Source organism: Limnohabitans sp. JirII-29, assembly GCF_003063395.1.
Taxonomy (GTDB): domain Bacteria; phylum Pseudomonadota; class Gammaproteobacteria; order Burkholderiales; family Burkholderiaceae_C; genus Limnohabitans.
Map to the genome: position 1 here is coordinate 297,134 of NZ_NESB01000003.1, position 20,602 is coordinate 317,735.

The window sequence follows — 20,602 nt, forward strand, 5'->3', positions numbered from 1 at the left end:
TCAGTTGAGGACAGAGCGACGCTCAGCGTCGGTCTGTCCCGCAAGTTATTAAAGGAGCACGCGACGGAAGTCGCTGAGGATTTGGCCCAAAAAGGCATTGAAGCGTGCAGCAGCCGCGCCGTCGATCACGCGGTGATCCCAGGTCAAGCTCAGTGGCAACATCAAACGGGGCTGGAAAGCCTTGCCGTCCCACACCGGCTCCATGGTGCTCTTGCACACGCCCAAGATGGCCACTTCGGGCGCATTGATGATGGGGGTGAAGTACTTGCCACCAATACCGCCCAGGCTGGAGATGGTGAACGTGGCACCGGTCATTTCGGCGGGGCCGAGTTTGCCCTCGCGCGCTTTCTTGGCCAGTTCAGACATTTCTTGGCTGATTTGCAGCACGCCTTTTTTGTCGCAATCGCGGATGACGGGAACCATCAGCCCATTGGGCGTGTCAGCGGCAAAGCCGATGTGCCAGTAGTTTTTGTAAACCAGTGCATCACCATCCAAGCTGCTGTTGAATTCAGGGTACTTCTTGAGTGCAGCCACACAGGCCTTGATCAAGAAAGCCAGCATGGTGACTTTGACGCCCGACTTCTCGTTTTCTTTGTTGGTTGAAACACGGAAGGCTTCGAGGTCGGTGATGTCCGCGTCGTCGTGGTTGGTGACGGCCGGAATCATCACGGCGTTGCGCAACAGGTTGGCTCCGCTGATCTTCTTGATGCGCCCCATCTCTTTGCGCTCGATGGGACCAAACTTGGCAAAGTCAACCTTGGGCCAAGGAATGAGGCCCAAACCAGCACCATCGCCACCGCCCGCAGGCGCTTTGGCTGCCTGCGCTTTGGTTTGTGTCGCACCCGACATGACGGCCTTGGTGAACGCTTGCACGTCATCTTGAGTGATGCGGCCTTTGGGGCCTTGGCCCTTGACCTCTTCCAGTGGCACACCCAGTTCACGCGCAAACTTGCGCACCGAAGGCGAGGCATGGGGCAAGCCCAGCGTCGAGGCACCGGGTGCATGTGCAGGAGCCGCCACGACGGCTGCGGCCACAGCCACAGCGGTGGGCGCAGAGACGGCAGCGGGCGCAGCGGCGACCGCAGCCGCAACAGGTGCTGCCACAGCGGCAGCAGCCACAGTCACGCTGCCTTCCAAAATGGCCAACAAGTCACCGATGTTGACTTTGTCGCCCACCTTGACTTTCAGTTCTTTGAGCACACCGGCGTGTGAGGATGGAATTTCCATCGAGGCCTTGTCAGACTCCACGGTGATGAGCGACTGCTCCACCTTGATGTTGTCACCAGGTTTGACGAACACTTCAATGACGGCCACATCTTTGAAGTCGCCAATATCTGGCACATGAATTTCAATCAAGCCTGAGGCTGTTGGGGCTGCGGCGGGAGCCACGACAGCCACAGGGGCGGCGGCTGCTGCGGGCACAACAGCAGCGGGTGCCGACGCCACGGCTGCGGCGGCTGCGGCAGCACCTGCAGCCTCCACCACCAAGACCACCGAGCCTTCTTTGACCTTGTCACCCAACTTCACGCGCAGTTCTTTGACCACACCGGCGGTGCTGGATGGAATTTCCATCGAGGCCTTGTCGGACTCCACCGTGATCAAGGACTCCTCAGCCTTGACGGTGTCGCCCACCTTGACCAGCAGTTCAATGACTGCGACTTCATCGAAATCCCCAATGTCTGGGACTTTTACTTCTACCAATGCCATGTTTGTCTCACTTAGTATGTTGAGGACAGAGCAAAGCTTGCAGCTTTGGACAGTCCCACAAAGTTATTCATTAAGCGTAAAGCGGGTTGATTTTGTCGACTTTGATGCCGTACTTTTTGATCGCTTCAGCCACTTGGCTCACCGGCACGGTGCCGTCTTCGCTCAGCGCCTTGAGTGCCGCCACGACGATGTAGTGACGGTTGATTTCAAAGTGCTCGCGCAGTTTGCTGCGGAAGTCGCTGCGGCCAAAACCATCGGTGCCCAACACTTTGTAGGTGCGACCCTTTGGAATGAACGGGCGAATTTGCTCGGCATAGGCCTTCATGTAGTCGGTCGATGCCACCACTGGCCCGGTGTAGGGGTCGAGCTGTGCGGTCACAAACGGCACTTTCGGTGCGTCTGTCGGGTGCAACAGGTTGTAACGCTCGGCGTCTTGACCGTCGCGGGTCAATTCGTTGAAGCTCGGGCAGCTCCACACGTTGGCTGCCACGCCCCAGTCGGCGGCCAGCAAGTCGCGGGCTGCAATGGATTCGCGCAAGATGGTGCCCGAGCCCAACAGGTTGACGCGAGGCGCTTTCTTGGCGCCTTCACCTTGTTGCAACAAGTACATGCCTTTGATGATTTGCTCTTCGGTACCAGCCTTGAGGCCTGGCATGGCGTAGTTCTCGTTCAACAAGGTCAGGTAGTAGAAGACGTTGTCTTGCTTCTCGACCATGCGCTTCAAACCGTGGTGCAGGATGATGCCCACTTCGTGTGCGAAGGTCGGGTCATACGACACGCAGTTCGGAATGGTGTTGGCCATGATGTGGCTGTGACCGTCTTCGTGCTGCAAGCCTTCGCCGTTCAAGGTGGTACGGCCCGAGGTGCCGCCCAACAAGAAGCCACGTGCTTGCATGTCGCCAGCTGCCCAGGCCAAGTCGCCAATGCGCTGGAAGCCAAACATCGAGTAGTACACGTAGAACGGCACCATGATGCGGTTACTGGTGGAGTAGCTGGTGGCCGCTGCAATCCAGCTCGACATGCCGCCGGCTTCGTTGATGCCTTCTTGCAAGATCTGGCCCGCCACGTCTTCCTTGTAATACATGACCTGGTCTTTATCGACCGGGGTGTACTGCTGGCCGGCAGGGTTGTAAATACCGATTTGACGGAACAAGCCTTCCATACCAAAGGTACGGGCTTCGTCCACCAAAATTGGTACCACACGTGGGCCTAGGGCTTGGTCACGCAACAGCTGCGTGAGGAAGCGCACATAGGCTTGGGTGGTCGAGATTTCACGGCCTTCGGCGGTGGGCTCCATCACCGATTTGAAAATGTCCAACGAGGGAACCGTGAAGCTTTCTTCGGCTTTGGTGCGGCGGTGCGGCAAGTACCCACCCAAGGCCTTACGGCGTTCGTGCAGGTAACGCATTTCAGGCGTGTCGTCAGCGGGCTTGTAGAAAGGAATCTTGGACAACTCGCTGTCGGGGACCGGAATGTTGAAGCGGTCACGCATGTACTTGATGTCTTCGTCCGTGAGCTTCTTGGTTTGGTGAACGTTGTTCTTGCCCTCGCCCGCTTTACCCATGCCAAAACCTTTGACGGTTTTGATCAACAACACGGTGGGTTGGCCTTTGTGGTTCACCGCCTGGTGGTAGGCGGCATACACCTTTTGGGGGTCGTGGCCACCGCGCTTGAGGTTCCAAATTTCGTCGTCGCTCATGTGCGCCACCATCTCCAGGGTGCGTGGATCACGACCAAAGAAATGTTTGCGCACGTAAGCGCCATCGTTGGCTTTGAAGGCTTGGTAGTCGCCGTCCAAGGTCTCCATCATCAGCTTGCGCAAGGCGCCATCTTTGTCGCGCGCCAAGAGCGGGTCCCACTCGCTGCCCCACAACAGTTTGATCACGTTCCAGCCAGAGCCACGGAACTCGCCTTCCAACTCTTGCACGATCTTGCCGTTGCCACGCACGGGGCCGTCCAGGCGCTGCAAGTTGCAGTTCACCACAAAGATCAGGTTGTCGAGCTTTTCGCGAGCGGCCAAACCAATCGCACCCAAAGACTCCACTTCGTCCATTTCACCGTCGCCACAGAACACCCACACTTTGCGGTTTTCTGTGTTGGCAATGCCACGGGCATGCAAGTACTTCAAAAAGCGCGCTTGGTAAATGGCCATCAAAGGCCCGAGGCCCATAGAGACGGTGGGGAACTGCCAAAACTCAGGCATGAGTTTGGGGTGTGGGTAGCTGGAGAGGCCGTTGCCGTCCACCTCTTGGCGGAAGTTGAGCAATTGCTCTTCGGTCAAACGCCCTTCTAGGTAAGCACGGGCGTAAACGCCGGGCGACACATGGCCCTGGATGTACAGGCAGTCACCGCCATGGTTTTCGTTTTCTGCGTGCCAAAAGTGGTTGAAGCCTGCACCGAACATGTGGGCCAAAGAGGCAAACGAACCGATGTGACCACCTAAGTCGCCGCCGTCTTCGGGGTTGTGGCGGTTGGCCTTGACCACCATGGCCATGGCGTTCCAGCGCATGTAAGCGCGAAGTCGCTCTTCGATTTCGATGTTGCCCGGGCAATGCGCCTCTTGGCTGGGTTCGATGGTGTTGACGTAGCCCGTGTTGGCTGAGAACGGCATGTCGATGCTGCTCTCGCGCGCATGTTCTAGCAACTGTTCCAACAAGAAGTGCGCACGCTCGGGGCCTTCTGCGTTGATGACAGCGGACAGAGCGTCCATCCATTCACGTGTCTCTTGGGTGTCTGCATCATTCGTGGCAAATGTGCGCAGGTCGTTGGGTTGTGCTGACATGCTTGTCTCCTAGTGTTGGCACTTGTTTCGATCGACTGTAACTAATTGTCACATAAAAAATATAAATTTCAAATTGCGGTCATTGATTTCTTATTATGAAATTCAACAATCAAAACGCGGAGCACACGCTAAACTCAAGGCACATGTTCAAACAACGTTTATCCACCCCATTTCAACCCTTGGTCGCCCGCTGGAACCGATGGTGGCGACAGCAAAGCCCAAGCAAACAAGACCGTTTCGCATTGATGGGGCCATTGGCTGCTGTGGTGTTGTTTTTGGTTGCCATCACCACGGCACTTTGGTATTTGAAGTACGAAGAACTCGATCGAGAGCAAGAGATCGTTCGCCGCGACGTGGAGTACGCCCAGCAGCGCTTGCGATTGCGATTGCTGGAGCGCCAGGAACAGATCATGCGCATCGCACGCGACGTGGCCAACCGCGAAACCAATCCACAAGAGTTTGTCAGCGAAGCTAACTCACTGTTAGGCCAAAGCCCCGAGCTATCGAGTCTGACGTGGCTCGACACACGCCGTCGCGTACGTGCCACCGACTCCAGCGCAAGTGCTAACCCAGCCATGATTCACCAAACAGGTGATGTGCTGACGCAAACCGAAACCAAAGACACCTTTGATTTGGCCCATGCATTGCTACAGCCGGTCTATTCACAGCCGATCAAGCAAGCCACCGCCTTGCAGGGTCAGGTCAGCCAATTGCAGTTGCAAGTACCCATCGTCAACCACACCAAGTTTGAAGGTGTGATCTTGGCGGAGTACCCGTTGGATGGCATTTTTCGCTACGTCGTGCCCAACGAGATCACGAGCAAATACGCGGTGTCTCTGCGTGACGTGAACAACACCGTGCTAGCAGGTCAAGCCAATATGCCGGGCCCCAAGGTCAGCGAGGTGTTGCCTTGGCTCAACCGCACCAACGACTACGAAGTACCTGTCACGCCCGTGGGTTACGCACTCACCTTGCATGCGCGGGCTTACCGCACGTCGCAAGGCCTGATTGGCAATGGCGTGTTCTGGTTGGTGACCGCCTTGAGTTTGATGACGGCCTGGATGTTGATTGGCACCTGGCGCCACACACGACGCCGTGTGCAAGCTCAGCAAGCCTTGGTGGCAGAGACGAACTTTCGTCGCGCCATGGAAAACTCGGTGCTCACCGGCATGCGCGCCATGGACCTCAAAGGTCGCATCACTTATGTGAACACGGCGTTTTGCCAAATGACGGGGTGGACCGAGGATGAGTTGGTGGGGTGTACACCCCCCTTCCCTTACTGGCCTGACCAAGACCGGGTAAGCCTGGAGCAAAAACTGCAACTCGAGTTACAGGGCAACACCACATCCAGTGGATTTCAAGTGCGAGTCAAACGCAAAGACGGCCATTTGTTTGATGCACGCTTGTATGTGTCTCCACTGGTTGACGCCCTCGGACAACAAACGGGCTGGATGACCTCCATGACCGACATCACCGAACCGAATCGGATTCGTGAACAGTTGTCAGCGTCGCATGACCGCTTCACCACCGTGCTGGAAGGCTTGGACGCGTCCGTCTCGGTGGCACCGCTAGGCAGTCAAGAACTTCTGTTTGCCAACAAGCTGTATCGACAATGGTTCCGGGTGTCTAGCGAAGGGCACCTGAGCTTGGTTGCTCAGGCAGGCTTGCCTAAGCAAATGCCACACGAAGAAAGCGGCAGCGCAAACGGTGAGGCCGATGACCCGTTGGTCGGCTTTCCTACCGACGAGTTGACCGAAGGCTCCAGTGAGAACGCCGAAATTTATGTGCCCTCGCTGAACAAATGGCTGGAGGTGCGTTCACGCTACCTGAATTGGGTCGATGGGCGTTTGGCTCAAATGGTGATTGCGACCGACATCACCCCGCGCCGCCAAGCAGAGGAACAATCGCAGGCACAGGCGGAACGCGCACAGTCGGCCAGCCGCTTGATCACCATGGGTGAAATGGCGTCCAGCGTGGCGCATGAACTGAATCAGCCGCTGACAGCCATCAACAATTACTGCAACGGCATGGTCTCGCGCATCAAGTCAAACAATTTGACGGAAGAGGACCTGCTCAAAGCCCTGGAAAAAACCGCACATCAGGCGCAACGCGCGGGGCAGATCATTCAGCGCATCCGCACCTTTGTGAAGCGCAGCGAGCCCAACCGCACGGAGTCGGATGTGGCGCACATGGTGACGGAAGCGGTTGAATTGGCAGACATTGAATTGCGCCGTCGCCAGGTTCGTCTGACCCAGGTGGTGGCGGCCCGGTTGCCCAAACTCCACGTCGATCCCATCTTGATTGAACAAGTGCTGGTCAATTTGATGAAGAACGCCGCCGAATCGGTGGACCTGGCCCAGCGCCCGATGCCTGGACGCAATGTGGAACTCAAAGTGGTGCCCCGTGTCGAAGAAGGACAACCCGTGGTGGAGTTTTCGGTCAGTGACACTGGGCGCGGCCTCGCCCCTGAAGTGATGGAGCGCTTGTTTGAAGCCTTCTTCTCGACCAAACCGGAAGGTATGGGCATTGGCCTGAATTTGTGCCGCAGCATCGTCGAATCTCACCAGGGCAGGATGAAAGCTGAGAACCTCTACAATGCGAACGAAATTACGGGCTGCCGCTTTTCCTTCTGGATACCGGCCCGTACCGTCGGAGCATCTGCATGAGTTTGATTCCCAAAAAAGGTACGGTCTACGTCGTTGATGATGACGAGGCTGTGCGCGATTCGTTGCAATGGTTGTTAGAGGGCAAGGACTACCGCGTCCGCTGCTTTGATTCCGCTGAAACTTTTTTGAGCCGCTATGACGCGCGTGAAGTGGCCTGCTTGATTGTGGACATCCGCATGGGTGGCATGACAGGCCTGGAACTACAAGACAAACTGATCGAGCGCAAATCTCCTTTGCCCATTGTGTTCATCACCGGCCACGGCGATGTGCCCATGGCTGTGAACACCATGAAAAAAGGGGCCATGGACTTCATCCAAAAGCCCTTCAAAGAAGACGAGCTCGTCAGCTTGGTCGAGCGCATGCTGGAGCACGCCAAAGATGCCTTTGCCGACTTCCAGCAAGCGGCCAGCCGTGATGCCTTGATGGCCAAGCTGACCGGACGTGAAGCCCAAGTGCTAGAGCGCATCGTGGCCGGACGCCTGAACAAGCAAATCGCGGACGACCTGGGCATCAGCATCAAAACGGTGGAAGCGCACCGCGCCAACATCATGGAAAAGCTCAATGCCAACACCGTGGCCGACTTGCTGAAAACGGCCTTGGGTCAAACTGCCGCCAAAGCCTGAGTCCCCGGCCTTTCACGTAACCATGACGCCCGTTCTCTACGGGCGTTTTCACTTCTCTTTGACCATGACCGCACAACGCATCGACGGCAACGCCCTCTCTCAACAACTCCGCGCCCAAGTGGCCGCAGACACGGCTGCACTCAAGGCACAGGGCCTCACACCCGGCTTGGCCGTGGTGCTGGTGGGCGACAACCCGGCCAGCCAGGTCTATGTGCGCAACAAGGTCAAGGCCTGTCAAGATGCGGGTTTGCATTCGGTGCTTGAAAAATACGAGGCCACGATGAGCGAAGCAGATTTGTTGGCGCGTGTCGAAGCGCTCAACAACGCCCCACTCATCCACGGGATCTTGGTGCAACTGCCCTTGCCTGCTCACATCGACGCACAAAAGGTGATTGAAGCCATCAGCCCAGCCAAGGACGTGGACGGTTTTCACATCGCCAGCGCAGGTGCTTTGATGACGGGCATGCCAGGGTTTTGGCCCTGTACGCCTTATGGCTGTATGAAGATGCTCGAGAGCATTGGCTACAACTTGCGCGGCAAGCATGCGGTGGTGATTGGCCGCAGCAACATCGTGGGCAAACCCATGGCGCTGATGCTGCTGCAACAAAACGCCACAGTCACCATTTGCCACAGTGCCACACCCGACCTGAAGGTGCACACCTTGCAAGCCGACGTGATCGTGGCGGCGGTGGGCAAGCGCAATGTGTTGACGGCGGACATGGTCAAACCCGGTGCTGTGGTGTTGGACGTAGGCATGAACCGCAACGAAGAAGGCAAGCTGTGCGGCGATGTGGACTTTGACGGTGTGAGCCAAGTGGCCAGCTACATCACCCCCGTGCCAGGAGGCGTGGGCCCGATGACCATCACCATGTTGTTGGTGAACACCTTGGAATCGGCCAAGCGGGCCTTATCTGCTCAGCACTGAATCAAAGAAATTTTCTACATGTCACACGCCAACCCGCTGCTCGATTTCACAGACCATCCCCTGTTTGACGCCATTCGGCCTGAGCACATTGCACCGGCGCTTGACCCGCTGCTGGCCGATGCCAACCTGGCCCTCGAAAAAGTCACCGCCGCCGAGTTTCCTGCGGATTGGCAAGCGATTGCCGGTGTGCTGGATGTCGCCACCGAAAAGCTCAGCCGTGCGTGGGGTGCCGTCAGCCATTTGCATTCGGTGGCAGACACGCCTGAGCTGCGCGCCGCCTACACCGAGGCCTTGCCACGCGTGACCGAGTTTTGGACCCGTCTAGGTGCCGATGAACGTTTGTATGCCAAGTACAAGGCCATCCCGCTGAACAGCCTCAACGCCGAGCAGCAGCGTGCCCACACACTGGCGATGCGCAACTTTGTGCTATCAGGTGCCGAGCTTCAAGGCAAGGCCAAAGAGCGCTTTGCAGCCATTCAAGAGCGTCATGCCGAAGTGAGCCAAAAGTTCAGCGAGAACGTGCTGGATGCGACCGACCAATGGTCACTCGTCGTCAATGCCGACGAGTTGGCAGGAGTGCCTGACGATGTGTTGCAGGCCACTCGCGCTGCCGCTGAAAAAGACGGCGTGGCCGGCCACAAGTTGAATTTGAAAATGCCCTGCTATCTGCCGGTGATGCAGTTCGCGCACAGCTCCGCCTTGCGCGAAAAGCTCTACCGCGCCTACGCCACGCGGGCCTCTGACCAATCGCAAGCGGTGCAAGCGGGCAAGACCGAGCAAGACAACACGCCCTGGATCAAAGACATCTTGACGCTGCGCCAAGAAGAAGCGCAGTTGCTGGGTTACGCCAACCACGCCGAAGTGTCTCTGGCGACCAAGATGGCCCAATCGCCCGCTGAGGTGATGGCCTTTTTGCGTGACTTGGCACAACGCGCCCGCCCCTTTGCCGAAAAAGACGTGGCTGAAATGCGCGCCTTCGCCGCCGAGCAGCTGAACCTGCCAGACCCCCAAGCCTGGGACTGGCCCTACATCGGGGAAAAGCTCAAAGAAGCGCGCTACGCGTTCAGCGAGCAAGAGGTCAAGCCCTACTTCACAGCGCCCAAGGTGTTGGCGGGTTTGTTCAAAATTGTAGAGACCTTGTTCGAGGTCAGCATCCGCCGCGACAGCGCACCGGTGTGGCACCCTGCGGTCGAGTTCTACCGGATTGAGCGTGCGGGTCAGTTGGTCGGTCAGTTCTACCTCGACCCAGGGTCGCGCTCAGGCAAACGCGGCGGCGCCTGGATGGACGACGTGCGTGCTCGCTGGCTGCGCCCCGACACCCAACAACTGCAAACCCCCGTAGCCCATTTGGTGTGCAACTTTGCGGAAGGTGTGGGTGGCAAACCACCCCTGCTCACACACGACGATGTGATCACCCTGTTCCACGAATGTGGTCACGGCTTGCACCACCTGCTCACCCAAATCAACGAGCGCGATGTGTCTGGCATCAGCGGTGTGGAATGGGATGCGGTGGAGCTGCCCAGCCAATTCATGGAAAACTTTTGCTGGGAATGGAGCGTGCTACGCCACATGACGGCGCACGTGGACACGGGCGAACCCCTGCCACGCGCACTGTTCGACAAAATGCTGGCCGCCAAGAACTTCCAAAGTGGTTTGCAAACCTTGCGTCAAATTGAGTTTTCGTTGTTTGACATGCGCTTGCACACCGAAGCATCTGCCGCCCAAGACGTGATGCAGGTGCTGCGCGAAGTGCGCGCTGAGGTGGCAGTGCTGCCAGCGCCTAGCTGGAGCCGCACACCGCACACCTTCAGCCACATCTTTGCTGGCGGGTATTCCGCTGGCTATTACAGCTACAAGTGGGCCGAGGTGCTGAGTGCCGATGCCTACGCCGCCTTTGAAGAAACCGTGGGTGCCGACGGTGAGCCCAGTGTGGAGACGGGTCGCCGTTATCGCAGGGAAATTTTGGAAGCCGGGGGCAGTCGCCCGGCCATGGCGTCGTTCAAAGCGTTTCGTGGGCGGGAACCAAAGCTGGATGCTTTGTTGCGCCACCAAGGCATGGCCTGAGAAAACCTTGAAACATCAGGCTTAGAACTTCAAGGTCTTGACGCCTGTCAAGGTGCCCAGCAAACACACTTGGGCTTTTTGATGGGCAAAGACCCCGACCGTCACCACGCCAGGCCATTGGCTGACCACGGTTTCAAAGGTCAAGGGATCGTCAATTTTCAGGCCTGTCACGTCGACGATGTGCTGCCCGTTGTCAGTGACCAGCGCTTGGCCATTTTTCAAACGCACCGTGGCCATGCCGCCCATGGCTGCGAATTGGCGGATCACACGGGCAGTGGCCATGGGAATGACCTCCACCGGCAATGGAAAAGCACCCAAGGTGTCGACCAATTTGCTCTCATCCGCAATGCAAACAAACATCTTGGACTGAGCCGCCACAATCTTTTCGCGGGTCAATGCCGCACCCCCGCCTTTGACCATGTAACCCTGGTGATCAATCTCGTCGGCACCGTCGATGTAGACCGACAAACTGTCCACGTCTGACGCTTCAAACACCGCAATGCCACAAGCCTTGAGACGTTCGGTGGACGCGACAGAGCTGGACACCGCACCTTTGATTTGGTCTTTGATGGTCGCCAGTGCATCGATGAATTTGTTCACCGTCGACCCCGTGCCCACGCCGACCACCTCGCCGGGCACCACGTATTGCAAGGCAGCTTGGCCAACCAAGGTTTTGAGTTCGTCTTGGCTCAAGGGGGCAGAAGATGTGGGGGTGCTCATGGGCGAAAATCCAGGGTTCAATTCAAAGCTTGAGATTATCCATGTCGTTGTTCCCCTATTCGTTGGCCCGCCCCGTTCTGTTTTCGATGGATGCAGAAACCGCACACGATCTCACCTTGTCGATGCTGGCGCGCACGCAAAACACACCGCTGCAATGGGCCTACGGCCAATCGCGCATCGCCGACCCCATCACCCTGGCCGGCTTGACGTTTCCCAACCGTGTGGGCTTGGGCGCAGGGCTAGACAAAAACGCGCGCTGCATCGACGGCTTGGCCGCAATTGGGTTTGGCTTTGTGGAGGTAGGAACGGTCACCCCCAAGGGACAGCCAGGCAACCCCAAACCACGCATGTTTCGCTTGCCTGAAGCCAACGCACTGATCAACCGCCTGGGCTTCAACAACGAGGGCTTGGAAGCTTTTATTGCCAACGTCCAACAAGCCAAATTCCGCCAACGCAGTGGCACACCCATGTTGCTGGGTTTGAACATTGGCAAAAACGGAGCCACCCCGAATGAACGTGCCGCCGATGATTACCTGACTTGCCTAGACGGCGTCTACCCCTATGCAGACTACGTGACAGTCAATATCTCTAGCCCCAACACCAAAAACTTGCGCGCCCTGCAAAGCGATGAGGCCCTGGATGCGCTCATCAGCACCTTGGCCAAACGACGCGACACTTTGGCGCAGCAATACAACAAGCAAGTGCCGGTGTTCATCAAGATCGCCCCCGATTTGGATGAAGCCCAAGTGGCCGTGATTGCGGCCACCCTGCAACGCCATTGCATGACCCGTGGGCAATCCGCCGCGACGGCCTCTTGGGGCGTGGTGGCCACCAACACCACCATTGCCCGCGATGCGGTGCAAGGACTGCCCTTCGGGGAAGAAACTGGCGGGCTGTCTGGTGCGCCGGTGTTTGAGAAAAGCAATGCAGTGGTTCGTCAATTGCGCGCGGCCTTAGGGCCAGATGTCCCCATCATTGGGGTGGGCGGAATTTTCAGCGGCACAGATGCCGTGGCCAAAATCAAGGCCGGGGCTAATGTGGTTCAGATCTACACCGGGTTGATTTACAAGGGACCGGCGTTGGTGAAAGAGGCCGCACGGGCCATCCGCGATCAAGCCTGATCAAGCCAATAGGGTTCGGTAGCCTTGAAAGCGCCGAGCCCAATAACGCCGACTCAGTAACTCAGCGGTAACGCCCGTTTTTTCGTTGGCAGCATGGATGAATTTATCAGCACCAATGTAGATGCCAACATGAGAAAACGGACTGCCCAGGGTGTTGAAAAAAACCAAGTCACCCGGACTGGCTTGCTCTGGCGGAACCACGCGCGCAGCACGCGCCATGTCAAAGGCACTGCCTTTGATGGCGATGCCAGCCGACTCTTGGTAGACAAAGCTCACCAAGCCTGAGCAATCAAACCCGGTGTGCAGCTTTTTACCGCCATAGGTGTACCCCCGATCCAGCATGGCCATGGCATGTATCACGATGTCTTGTCGCTTGGAAGAGCGCACCTGACTTGGCGATGGTTCCTGACGGCTTGGAGCAGGCAACAGATGCGTTGTGTCTGTTGAGCAGCCCCACAAAAGAGAGACCCCCACTGACGTCAGCAAGAAACGACGGTTCATCATCTCCATGGTCTGCGTCACGTGTTACCCACCCAATGTGTGTACAACTGCTGTGCCGATGGCCAACGAGCTGGTCAAACCTGGAGACTCAATACCAAACAGATTGACCAAGCCAGGGATACCGTGTACTTGAGGACCTTGGATGCAAAAGTCGGCCGCAGCGTCCTTCGGTCCAGAAATCTTGGGTCTAATTCCCGCATAGCCCGCCTGCAAGGCCCCATCAGCCAAAGCGGGCCAATACTTGCGGACCTCTTGGTAAAAAGCCTGCTCGTGCTCAGCAGAGACCACCAAGTCATCGGGCGAGTCCACCCACTGCACGTCGGGACCAAACTTGGCTTGCCCTCCTAAATCGAGCGTGAGATGAACGCCCAAACCCGCGGCTTGTGGCACCGGGTAGATCAAGCGTGAAAACGGCGATTTGCCAGACAGGGTGAAGTAATTGCCCTTGGCGAAAAACGCTTGGGGCACATGGCCGGGAGCAAGTCCTTCAAACTTGGCAGCCAACCAAGGTGCTGTCAATCCAGCGGCATTGACCACGGTTTGGGCCATCAACTCAGTGCCATCGACCATGCGCACCACGATGCCTTCAGGCGTACAGACGGCACCCGCGACCGGGGAGTTCAATGCCACCAAGCCACCTGCATTTTCAAAATCACCTTGCAGGCTGAGCATCAACCCATGACTGTCCACAATGCCCGTGCTCGGCGAATGTACCGCCGCAACACAGGCCAGGGCAGGCTCCATCGTTTGAGCCTCAGCAGCATTTAACAACCGCAAGTCAGTCACTCCGTTGGCCTGGGCTTTGGCCATGATGGCATGCAGCGTCGGCACTTGGTCGGGGTGGGTCGCGACAATCAACTTGCCACAGCGTTGGTGGGCAATGCCGCGCTCAAGCGAATAGGCATAGAGCATGTCGCGCCCCTGCACGCACAACTGGGCCTTGAGAGAGCCTTGAGGGTAATAAATGCCAGCGTGAATCACCTCACTGTTGCGCGAACTGGTGCCGGTTCCAATCGCATCAGCGGCTTCAAGCACCATCCATTCACGACTCGACTCTGGCGCAGCTTGTATCAAAGCCCGTGCCACAGCCAATCCCACCACGCCCGCACCAATCACCAACCCATCAACTTTGTCCAAATTGCACTCCAAGAAAGTATGGCTATTTGACCAAAAAAAACGGCACCCGAAGGTGCCGTTTCAAAGCCTTGGAAGACTTGAACAATCAACGCTTTTTAGCAGCCGTCTTGCCAGCATTCAGGGCTGTAGAAGCCATGTTTTTGTAGTTGGCTTCAGCCACATCGGTGGCTTGCTTGACAGCCTTTTGCACCGACTCCAGAGCATTGTTGCCAGCCGACACAGCCGTTTTGAAAGCAGCCACAGCAGCCTCAGAACCCGCAGGTGCATTTTGGGTGGCGGTTTCAATCATGGTGGCGAAAGCTTTTTGCGCTTCAGCCATTTTTTCTTCAACCGCGCTGCTGAGGTGCGAACCAGTACCGGTTGCAATTTCATAGAGGTGACGGTTGTAAGACACCGCTTTTTCAGCCAAAGGCTGGAACAAGCTGGCTTGCAGAGCCAACAGTTCTTGGGCGTCTTTCACGCTCAAAACCGATTGGGCTTGTTGTTGTGAGTCTGCCAAGGTGGACTTGGCAGCCGCCAAGTTCAGCTCAATCAATTGCTCTAGGCCAGAAAACGCCTTGTTGGTCAGGCCCACCAAGGTTTCCAAATTGGCTTTGTTGGCGGCGATCACTTGTTCAGGGGTCAGGGTCATGTCAATTCTCCAAAAAATGAAAAGGTCTGAATAACTGCTCTGAATCTGCCCCGTGGGCTTGCATCATGTTGCAGTGCAGCATGGATTGAATTCTAGGGATAAAAACAGAAACGACAAGTATTTTGAGCCTTTAAACGTGCGTTTTAGAGCTGGCAGACTAAATCCCTCTACCCATCACACCCGGGTTCATTCCACACTGTGTGCCCAATGGGTCTGCCATTGGGCTTTGTACTGGTTGGCCACCTCTGGCGACCTGAGGATCAAAAAGTTTTCTGCATTGCGTGTCTCCGCAGAGTTGGTGAAATTGAAACTACCTGTGATGACGACAGACTCATCAATCACCATCACCTTGTTATGCGCAATCGCATGCTTGCCATCTTCGCGCATCGACACATGCCCTTGGTTCAGCAAATCAATCACATACCGGTTGGTGTGGTCACTTTTCAGATCCAACAGGACATGCACCACCACGCCTCGCGCATCTGCGCGCAACAAGGCCTGCGCGATGGCGTTGTGTGTGAAGCCATAAGCCTGCACCAACACCTCGCGCTCACTGGCGTCAATGGCTTTGACAATTGCGCCAGCAGCACCCGCTGGCGGTGTGAAGTAAACGCCCAACACCTCAGCCGTAGTGGGTGTGGCAGGACTCGCGTTGACATCGCCCCAGTGGTTGTGCTCCCGCATCAAGCTGAAAACTTGAAACAGAACCAACCCACACACGACAGCACCAACAGACAACTTCTTTCTCATACCGATGATGCTAAACGCCAATTGTTGAATTTTGTGTTTTTATTATTTATTCGATTAATTCAATAAATGACGCAGGTGACAGGCTGTGACGACCGAGTACAAACCCTCGTGTAAAGTAGCTGTGCTTTGAAGTCCAAACACCCCCCCCACCCTGCTTCGCACAGTCTCTCGCCAGCCACCCGCAAGGCGATTTTTCTGTTGTCATTGGCCACGTTTTCCAGCATGGCCATCCAACGTATTTGTGACCCGATGCTGCCCGAGCTGTCTCGGATCTTCAACGCCCCCATAGGGGACGTTGCGCAAGTGGTTTCTATGTTCGCCATCACCTACGGCTTGATGCAATTGGTCTTTGGCCCCATTGGTGACCGTTGGGGCAAGTACAAGGTGGTGATGCTGGCCACCTTGGGTTGCAGCATCGGATGCGTTTTGTCTTCGCTTAGCGAAGGACTCGACTTTTTGGTGATGGCACGTGTTGGCACAGCGGTATCTGCTGCGGCCATCATTCCTTTGTCTATGGCTTGGGTGGGCGACCAAGTGCATTACGAACACCGCCAAGAAACCCTGGCACGCGTCGGCTTGGGCACCATGCTGGGCATCACCGCAGGGCAGTTATTTGGCGGTTTGCTGACCGACACACTGGGTTGGCGCTGGTCCTTTGGCATGATGGCCGTGTTGTTTTGTGCGGTGAGCGTCATGCTGTGGCGCCATGCCAAGCGCATCGAAGCACCCAGTGAGCCCTATGTACCGACCCACGGTTTTTTTGGACAACTCCTGCAGGTGGCACGCGACCCATGGGCACGCACGTTGCTAAGCATTGCCCTGCTTGAAGGTGCTTCTGTGTTTGGCATGTTGGCCGTCACCGCCTCGCACCTGCACAACACGCATCAAATTTCGCTCACTCTGGCCGGGGGCACAACCGCCTTGTTTGGCTTTGGCGGCATGCTCTACATGGCCACGGCGAAATACACCATCCGTCGCTTTGGGGAGATTGGCTTGGCACGCTATGGCGGTGGAACCCTGGGCCTGTCTTTCCTGGTGATCGCATTCACCCCTTGGTGGCCATTGGCCATACCGGCTTGTTTCTTTGCAGGCTTTGGATTTGCCATGTTCCACAACACCATGCAAGCCAAGGCCACCCAAATGGTGCCAACAGCCAGGGGAACCAGCGTGACTCTGTTCGCGGGCGCTTTGTTTCTAGGCCAATCGCTTGGTGTGTTGGTACTGGCCAAACTCATGGCGTATGCACAATCTGCCCACGTCATGGCCTGGGATGCGTTGGGTGTGACAGCTCTGGCGTGGTATTTTGGCTATGCGCTGATCCATCGAAACGCCAGCCAAGCAGACCATGTCTAACCTTACTGACCCAAACAACACAGACCATGACCCAAGACTTTGAACAGTTGGCACAGCAACTGGAACAACACCCTGATTACCGCGTGCTGCGACGCTTGACGCCCACGCCAATGTTCAACACGCCGGTGCCCGGACAACGGCTGTCCAAGGGCGTGGTGCTGGATACCGAAACCACAGGCTTTGATGCGCAAAACGACCGGGTGATTGAACTCGGAATGTTGGTGTTCGAGTTCGACCCGATCTCAGGCATGGTCTATCGGGTGCTGGACGTGTTCGACGAGTTGGAAGACCCGGGTTTTCCCATTCCACCTGCCACCACAGCCGTGCATCACATCACCGACGAGATGGTGCAAGGCCAACGTATTGACGACGCCCGTGTCGCATCTCTGATGCAAGGTGTGGAGGTCGTGATTGCGCATAACGCAGCGTTTGACCGCCCTTTTGTGGAGGCGCGCTGGCCCTTGTTTGAACAGCTGAACTGGGCATGCAGCATCAAAGACATCGATTGGCGCGAAGAAGGCTTCGGATCCGCCAAGCTGGAGTACTTGCTCAGCACCCAAGGATATTTTTACGAAGCTCACCGCGCTGAAGCAGATTGTTGGGCATTGCTGGCCTTATTGAGTCACATCCTGCCGCAAAGTCAACGCACAGCGCTGTTGGCCTTGCTAGAGACGCTCAACCAAGCACAGCAAAAGGTGTACGCCGTGGGCTCGCCCTTTGAGACCAAAGACATGCTCAAAGCCCGCAATTACCGCTGGTCGGCAGAGCTGCGCTGCTGGAGTCGTTTGGTGTCGGGTGACCAAGAACTACAAGAAGAGTTGTCTTGGCTCAAACGCAAGGTCTACGGCGAGCGCAGCGCTCGCGTGGAAGTGGAGTCACTAGGCGGCAAGGTGCGTTACTCCAGCCGCCAAGGTCACAAAGAAGTGGTGACGATTTAAATCAGTAACTCACCACTTGCCAAGGCACGTTGCAGCTTGGCACATTGGGGTAGTACTGCTGAGCGGTACTACAGAAATAGGCCACCCGATTGGGGTACATCGGGGGCTGAGCCACCACCACAGGGGGCGTCACCACATAACGAGGTGTGCTGGCTGCGTAAATCACGCTACCAACCAAGGCCGCGCCCAGCACAGGGCCCACCCAATCATTGCGCCAGCCACCCCCTGGGTGTGCGTAGCCATAGCCGCCACCGCCATGACCAGCTCCGTGCCAGCCGCCGCCATGCGCTTGGGCAGGCACCACCGCCACACAGGCCAAGACACAAAGCAAAAGAGTTGAAAGACGTTTCATGACAGGTCTCGCTTAAGAAAGGTTGCGATCAATGACCACCAGGTCACACCTACAACGCATGGTGAACGCAGGCGGATGACAAACGGGACGTAAAGTCAGTCCTTATCTTCAATACGCCAGTGCCGCCGCATAAAGACCTAGAGAACTTAGCAAACCGAGCAGCCAAAACAACGAACGCAAACTCGCTCGATCGGCCAAATAGCAAGCGATAAAGCCTACACGTGCACCCACAAACACGAGGGCACACGCATCAACACGTAGGCTGTCAGCATGCACCAGCGTCGCCAAGACCACGCCGACGGCGAACAACGGAAAGGCTTCAAAGCTGTTGCTTTGCGCGGCATTTGCGCGCGCACGAAAGCCAGTTTGCCGAGCCAGCCACTGGCGCGGATTGTGGTTATCAAACTCACGAAAACCCCACTTCGCCGCAATGGCGCAGACAAAGGGCAACAAACCAGCAATTAAGACACAGACAAAGGCAATATTCATTGCGGATTCACCACCAACCAAGGCGTGGCACAGGTTTGCACCACAGGGAAATACTGTGCCGAGTCGCGGCAGTAATACGCCTCGACAGGTGCTGGAACGGGAGCGCCTTGCACCCAGGTCGTCGGCGGTGGTGGTGTTTGCACAATCACCGCAGGTGGGTTGGTGATGACCACGGTCGAGGGAGGTACCGGCGGATAAGGGCGCGAAAAGTACAACGTTGTACCCACCGCTGCACCAAACACCAATGGGGCAATCCAGGGGTCGTAACCCCAGCCGCCGTGTCGGTAGCCATAACCGCCACGTGGGCCATGCGCTTGTGCCAATGTCGCCGCTAACAGCAGCAACAAACCTATGGCACAACAGCGAGATGTGGAATGAATGCGCATGACCTTCTCCTTCGCAACAACAAGCTCCATTCTCTACGAGGCATTGAAAGTCAGCATATCTGGCATGTAAAGGTCTCACGCACAGGTGAAAGGCTGAACTCAAGCCAGCAGAGCCTCCAGCGCCAGCGCCACACATGCCAAGTGTGCATCGCAGCCGTGTACAGCCGACACCATCAGACCCACAGGCAAGGCATCTGGCGCCTGACAAGGCAAACTGAAAGCGCACCCATCCAAGTAATTGATGGCAGATGGATTGCGCAACAGTAAACGGTTCACTTTGAAAAACGCCTCATCGCTGGCCAGTAAAGGAGCGATCTCAGGTGCGCACATCGGTACGGTGGGACAGAGCATGGCATCAAAGCCTTTCAGCGTCTCTTGGGCTTGAGCCATCCAAGCACGGCGACGGTCCAGCAAACCGATGTACTCCCGCGCACTCACGTCACGCCCCAGGGTCATACGAGCCATCACACGTGGGTCAATGCGATCGGGCGCCCGGGCCAAACGGGCGTGATGGGCGGCATAACCCTCGACGGGTGAAAAGCCGCCAGGCATGCTGAGCGCTGCGATATCCCCCAAGCCTGAAAACGCGATGTCCACAACTTGTGCGCCTGCGGCTGAAATGCGCGAGAGCGCACGCTGAAATACCTCGGCCACCGCAGGCTCCAAGTCATCCAACAGCAGGGTGTGTGGCACCGCAAAGCGCAGATGCCTCAGGTCTGCAGGCTGTCTGGGTAACGGTTGCTGCGACAGCACCGCATCGACTTGCAGGCTATCGCGCACATGGTGCGCAATCACGCCCACGGTATCCAGTGAGCGCGACAACTCCATCACACCCGCCAAGGGAATGCGTGATTGCGACCCTTTGAACCCCACCAAGCCGCACAGCGCTGCGGGAATGCGAATGGAGCCACCGGTATCCGTCCCCAACGCTGCAAATGCCAGCCCCAAAGCAACCGACACAGCAGCACCTGAAGACGAACCACCGGGTATACGGGCCACCTCTGTGTCACAAGGGTTGCGCGGCGTGCCGTAGTGTGGGTTGATGCCCACCCCCGAAAACGCAAACTCACTCATATTGGTTTTGCCCACCAACACGGCACCCGCTTGGCGCAAACGCTGCACCACAGGGGCATCGTGGGTTGCGACAGGTTCGCCCTCACACACCAAAGTACCTGCCAAAGTGGTTTGACCGGCAACATCGATGTTGTCTTTGAGCGTGATGGGTAAGCCATGCAAAGCGCCAAGGGGTGCACCCGATGCGCGAACCGCATCGGCCGTACGTGCTTGTGTCAAGGCGCTTTGCGCATCAAGGCGGGTAAAGACATGCTCAGCCGCAGCACTTTGGGCCAAAGCCAAGATGTCTTGTATCCAGACCTCGCTGGTGGTGTGGTGGGTATACGGTGTGGTCACGTGCAAAAAACTCCTGTGCTAGCCTTGCGGCACCTCATTATTGTTTG

At 56.9% G+C, this 20,602-nt stretch carries 18 protein-coding genes; 7 read left to right on the plus strand and 11 right to left on the minus strand.

Features of this window, described 5'->3' with window-relative positions; translation table 11 throughout:
* Positions 1-48 precede the first annotated feature (48 nt).
* Entirely contained in the window at positions 49-1,707 is a 1,659-nt protein-coding gene (aceF, locus tag B9Z39_RS06525; RefSeq protein ID WP_108301107.1) for a dihydrolipoyllysine-residue acetyltransferase, read from the minus strand.
* Between the two features lie 70 nt (positions 1,708-1,777).
* Positions 1,778-4,489, minus strand: coding sequence for a pyruvate dehydrogenase (acetyl-transferring), homodimeric type (gene aceE, locus B9Z39_RS06530; protein ID WP_100146710.1), 2,712 nt, complete (start codon positions 4,487-4,489; stop codon positions 1,778-1,780).
* A 143-nt stretch (positions 4,490-4,632) separates the two neighbouring features.
* On the opposite strand from aceE, the gene B9Z39_RS06535 reads away from it, so the two are divergent.
* From B9Z39_RS06535 to B9Z39_RS06550, 4 genes are all read left to right on the plus strand, one after another.
* On the plus strand, positions 4,633-7,155 hold the full coding sequence (locus B9Z39_RS06535) for a PAS domain-containing sensor histidine kinase (protein WP_108301108.1): 2,523 nt from the start codon (positions 4,633-4,635) through the stop codon (positions 7,153-7,155).
* The gene (locus B9Z39_RS06540) at positions 7,152-7,778 is read left to right on the plus strand and encodes a response regulator transcription factor (protein WP_100146711.1); all 627 of its coding nucleotides are present in this window, start codon (positions 7,152-7,154) and stop codon (positions 7,776-7,778) included. The genes B9Z39_RS06535 and B9Z39_RS06540 overlap by 4 nt, the downstream gene beginning before the upstream one ends.
* 64 nt (positions 7,779-7,842) lie before the next feature.
* Entirely contained in the window at positions 7,843-8,703 is an 861-nt protein-coding gene (folD, locus tag B9Z39_RS06545) for a bifunctional methylenetetrahydrofolate dehydrogenase/methenyltetrahydrofolate cyclohydrolase FolD (RefSeq protein ID WP_108301109.1), read from the plus strand.
* Between the two features lie 18 nt (positions 8,704-8,721).
* Positions 8,722-10,767 (plus strand): M3 family metallopeptidase, encoded by a 2,046-nt coding sequence (locus B9Z39_RS06550; protein WP_108301110.1) that lies wholly within the window; start codon positions 8,722-8,724, stop codon positions 10,765-10,767.
* A 21-nt stretch (positions 10,768-10,788) separates the two neighbouring features.
* Here B9Z39_RS06550 and rpiA read toward each other — a convergent pair whose 3' ends face one another.
* Positions 10,789-11,487: a ribose-5-phosphate isomerase RpiA gene (rpiA, locus tag B9Z39_RS06555; RefSeq protein WP_100146713.1), complete on the minus strand. Its 699-nt coding sequence runs from the start codon at positions 11,485-11,487 to the stop codon at positions 10,789-10,791.
* Positions 11,488-11,528: 41 nt separating this feature from the next.
* On the opposite strand from rpiA, the gene B9Z39_RS06560 reads away from it, so the two are divergent.
* Positions 11,529-12,608, plus strand: coding sequence for a quinone-dependent dihydroorotate dehydrogenase (locus B9Z39_RS06560; protein ID WP_108301111.1), 1,080 nt, complete (start codon positions 11,529-11,531; stop codon positions 12,606-12,608).
* Here the strand turns inward: B9Z39_RS06560 and B9Z39_RS06565 are convergent, their stop codons facing one another.
* From B9Z39_RS06565 to B9Z39_RS06580, 4 genes are all read right to left on the minus strand, one after another.
* Positions 12,609-12,995, minus strand: coding sequence for a C40 family peptidase (locus B9Z39_RS06565; RefSeq protein ID WP_158269465.1), 387 nt, complete (start codon positions 12,993-12,995; stop codon positions 12,609-12,611).
* 138 nt (positions 12,996-13,133) lie between these two features.
* Positions 13,134-14,246, minus strand: a complete 1,113-nt coding sequence (locus B9Z39_RS06570; RefSeq protein WP_108301235.1) for an NAD(P)/FAD-dependent oxidoreductase — start codon at positions 14,244-14,246, stop codon at positions 13,134-13,136.
* A gap of 85 nt (positions 14,247-14,331) precedes the next feature.
* Positions 14,332-14,877 (minus strand): TIGR01841 family phasin, encoded by a 546-nt coding sequence (gene phaP, locus B9Z39_RS06575; protein WP_108301113.1) that lies wholly within the window; start codon positions 14,875-14,877, stop codon positions 14,332-14,334.
* A gap of 186 nt (positions 14,878-15,063) precedes the next feature.
* Positions 15,064-15,627, minus strand: coding sequence for a phospholipase D family protein (locus B9Z39_RS06580; RefSeq protein ID WP_108301114.1), 564 nt, complete (start codon positions 15,625-15,627; stop codon positions 15,064-15,066).
* A 204-nt stretch (positions 15,628-15,831) separates the two neighbouring features.
* Here B9Z39_RS06580 and B9Z39_RS06585 point away from each other — a divergent pair, with 204 nt between their 5' ends.
* Both B9Z39_RS06585 and B9Z39_RS06590 read left to right on the plus strand, forming a co-directional pair.
* Entirely contained in the window at positions 15,832-16,980 is a 1,149-nt protein-coding gene (locus tag B9Z39_RS06585) for an MFS transporter (protein ID WP_255416805.1), read from the plus strand.
* Positions 16,923-17,918: a 3'-5' exonuclease gene (locus tag B9Z39_RS06590; protein ID WP_255416802.1), complete on the plus strand. Its 996-nt coding sequence runs from the start codon at positions 16,923-16,925 to the stop codon at positions 17,916-17,918. The genes B9Z39_RS06585 and B9Z39_RS06590 overlap by 58 nt, the downstream gene beginning before the upstream one ends.
* Position 17,919: 1 nt before the next feature.
* On the opposite strand, the gene B9Z39_RS06595 is transcribed toward B9Z39_RS06590, so the two are convergent.
* The 4 genes from B9Z39_RS06595 to B9Z39_RS06610 all read right to left on the minus strand — a co-directional run bounded on the left by B9Z39_RS06595 (position 17,920) and on the right by B9Z39_RS06610 (position 20,555).
* A complete protein-coding gene (locus tag B9Z39_RS06595; RefSeq protein ID WP_146183293.1) occupies positions 17,920-18,270 on the minus strand; it encodes a hypothetical protein in 351 nt (116 codons plus the stop codon).
* Between the two features lie 108 nt (positions 18,271-18,378).
* On the minus strand, positions 18,379-18,759 hold the full coding sequence (locus B9Z39_RS06600; protein ID WP_100146721.1) for an MAPEG family protein: 381 nt from the start codon (positions 18,757-18,759) through the stop codon (positions 18,379-18,381).
* On the minus strand, positions 18,756-19,145 hold the full coding sequence (locus B9Z39_RS06605; protein ID WP_108301118.1) for a hypothetical protein: 390 nt from the start codon (positions 19,143-19,145) through the stop codon (positions 18,756-18,758). Before B9Z39_RS06605 ends, B9Z39_RS06600 begins: the two co-directional genes overlap by 4 nt.
* 99 nt (positions 19,146-19,244) lie before the next feature.
* Positions 19,245-20,555, minus strand: a complete 1,311-nt coding sequence (locus tag B9Z39_RS06610; RefSeq protein WP_233202606.1) for an amidase — start codon at positions 20,553-20,555, stop codon at positions 19,245-19,247.
* Positions 20,556-20,602 lie beyond the last annotated feature (47 nt).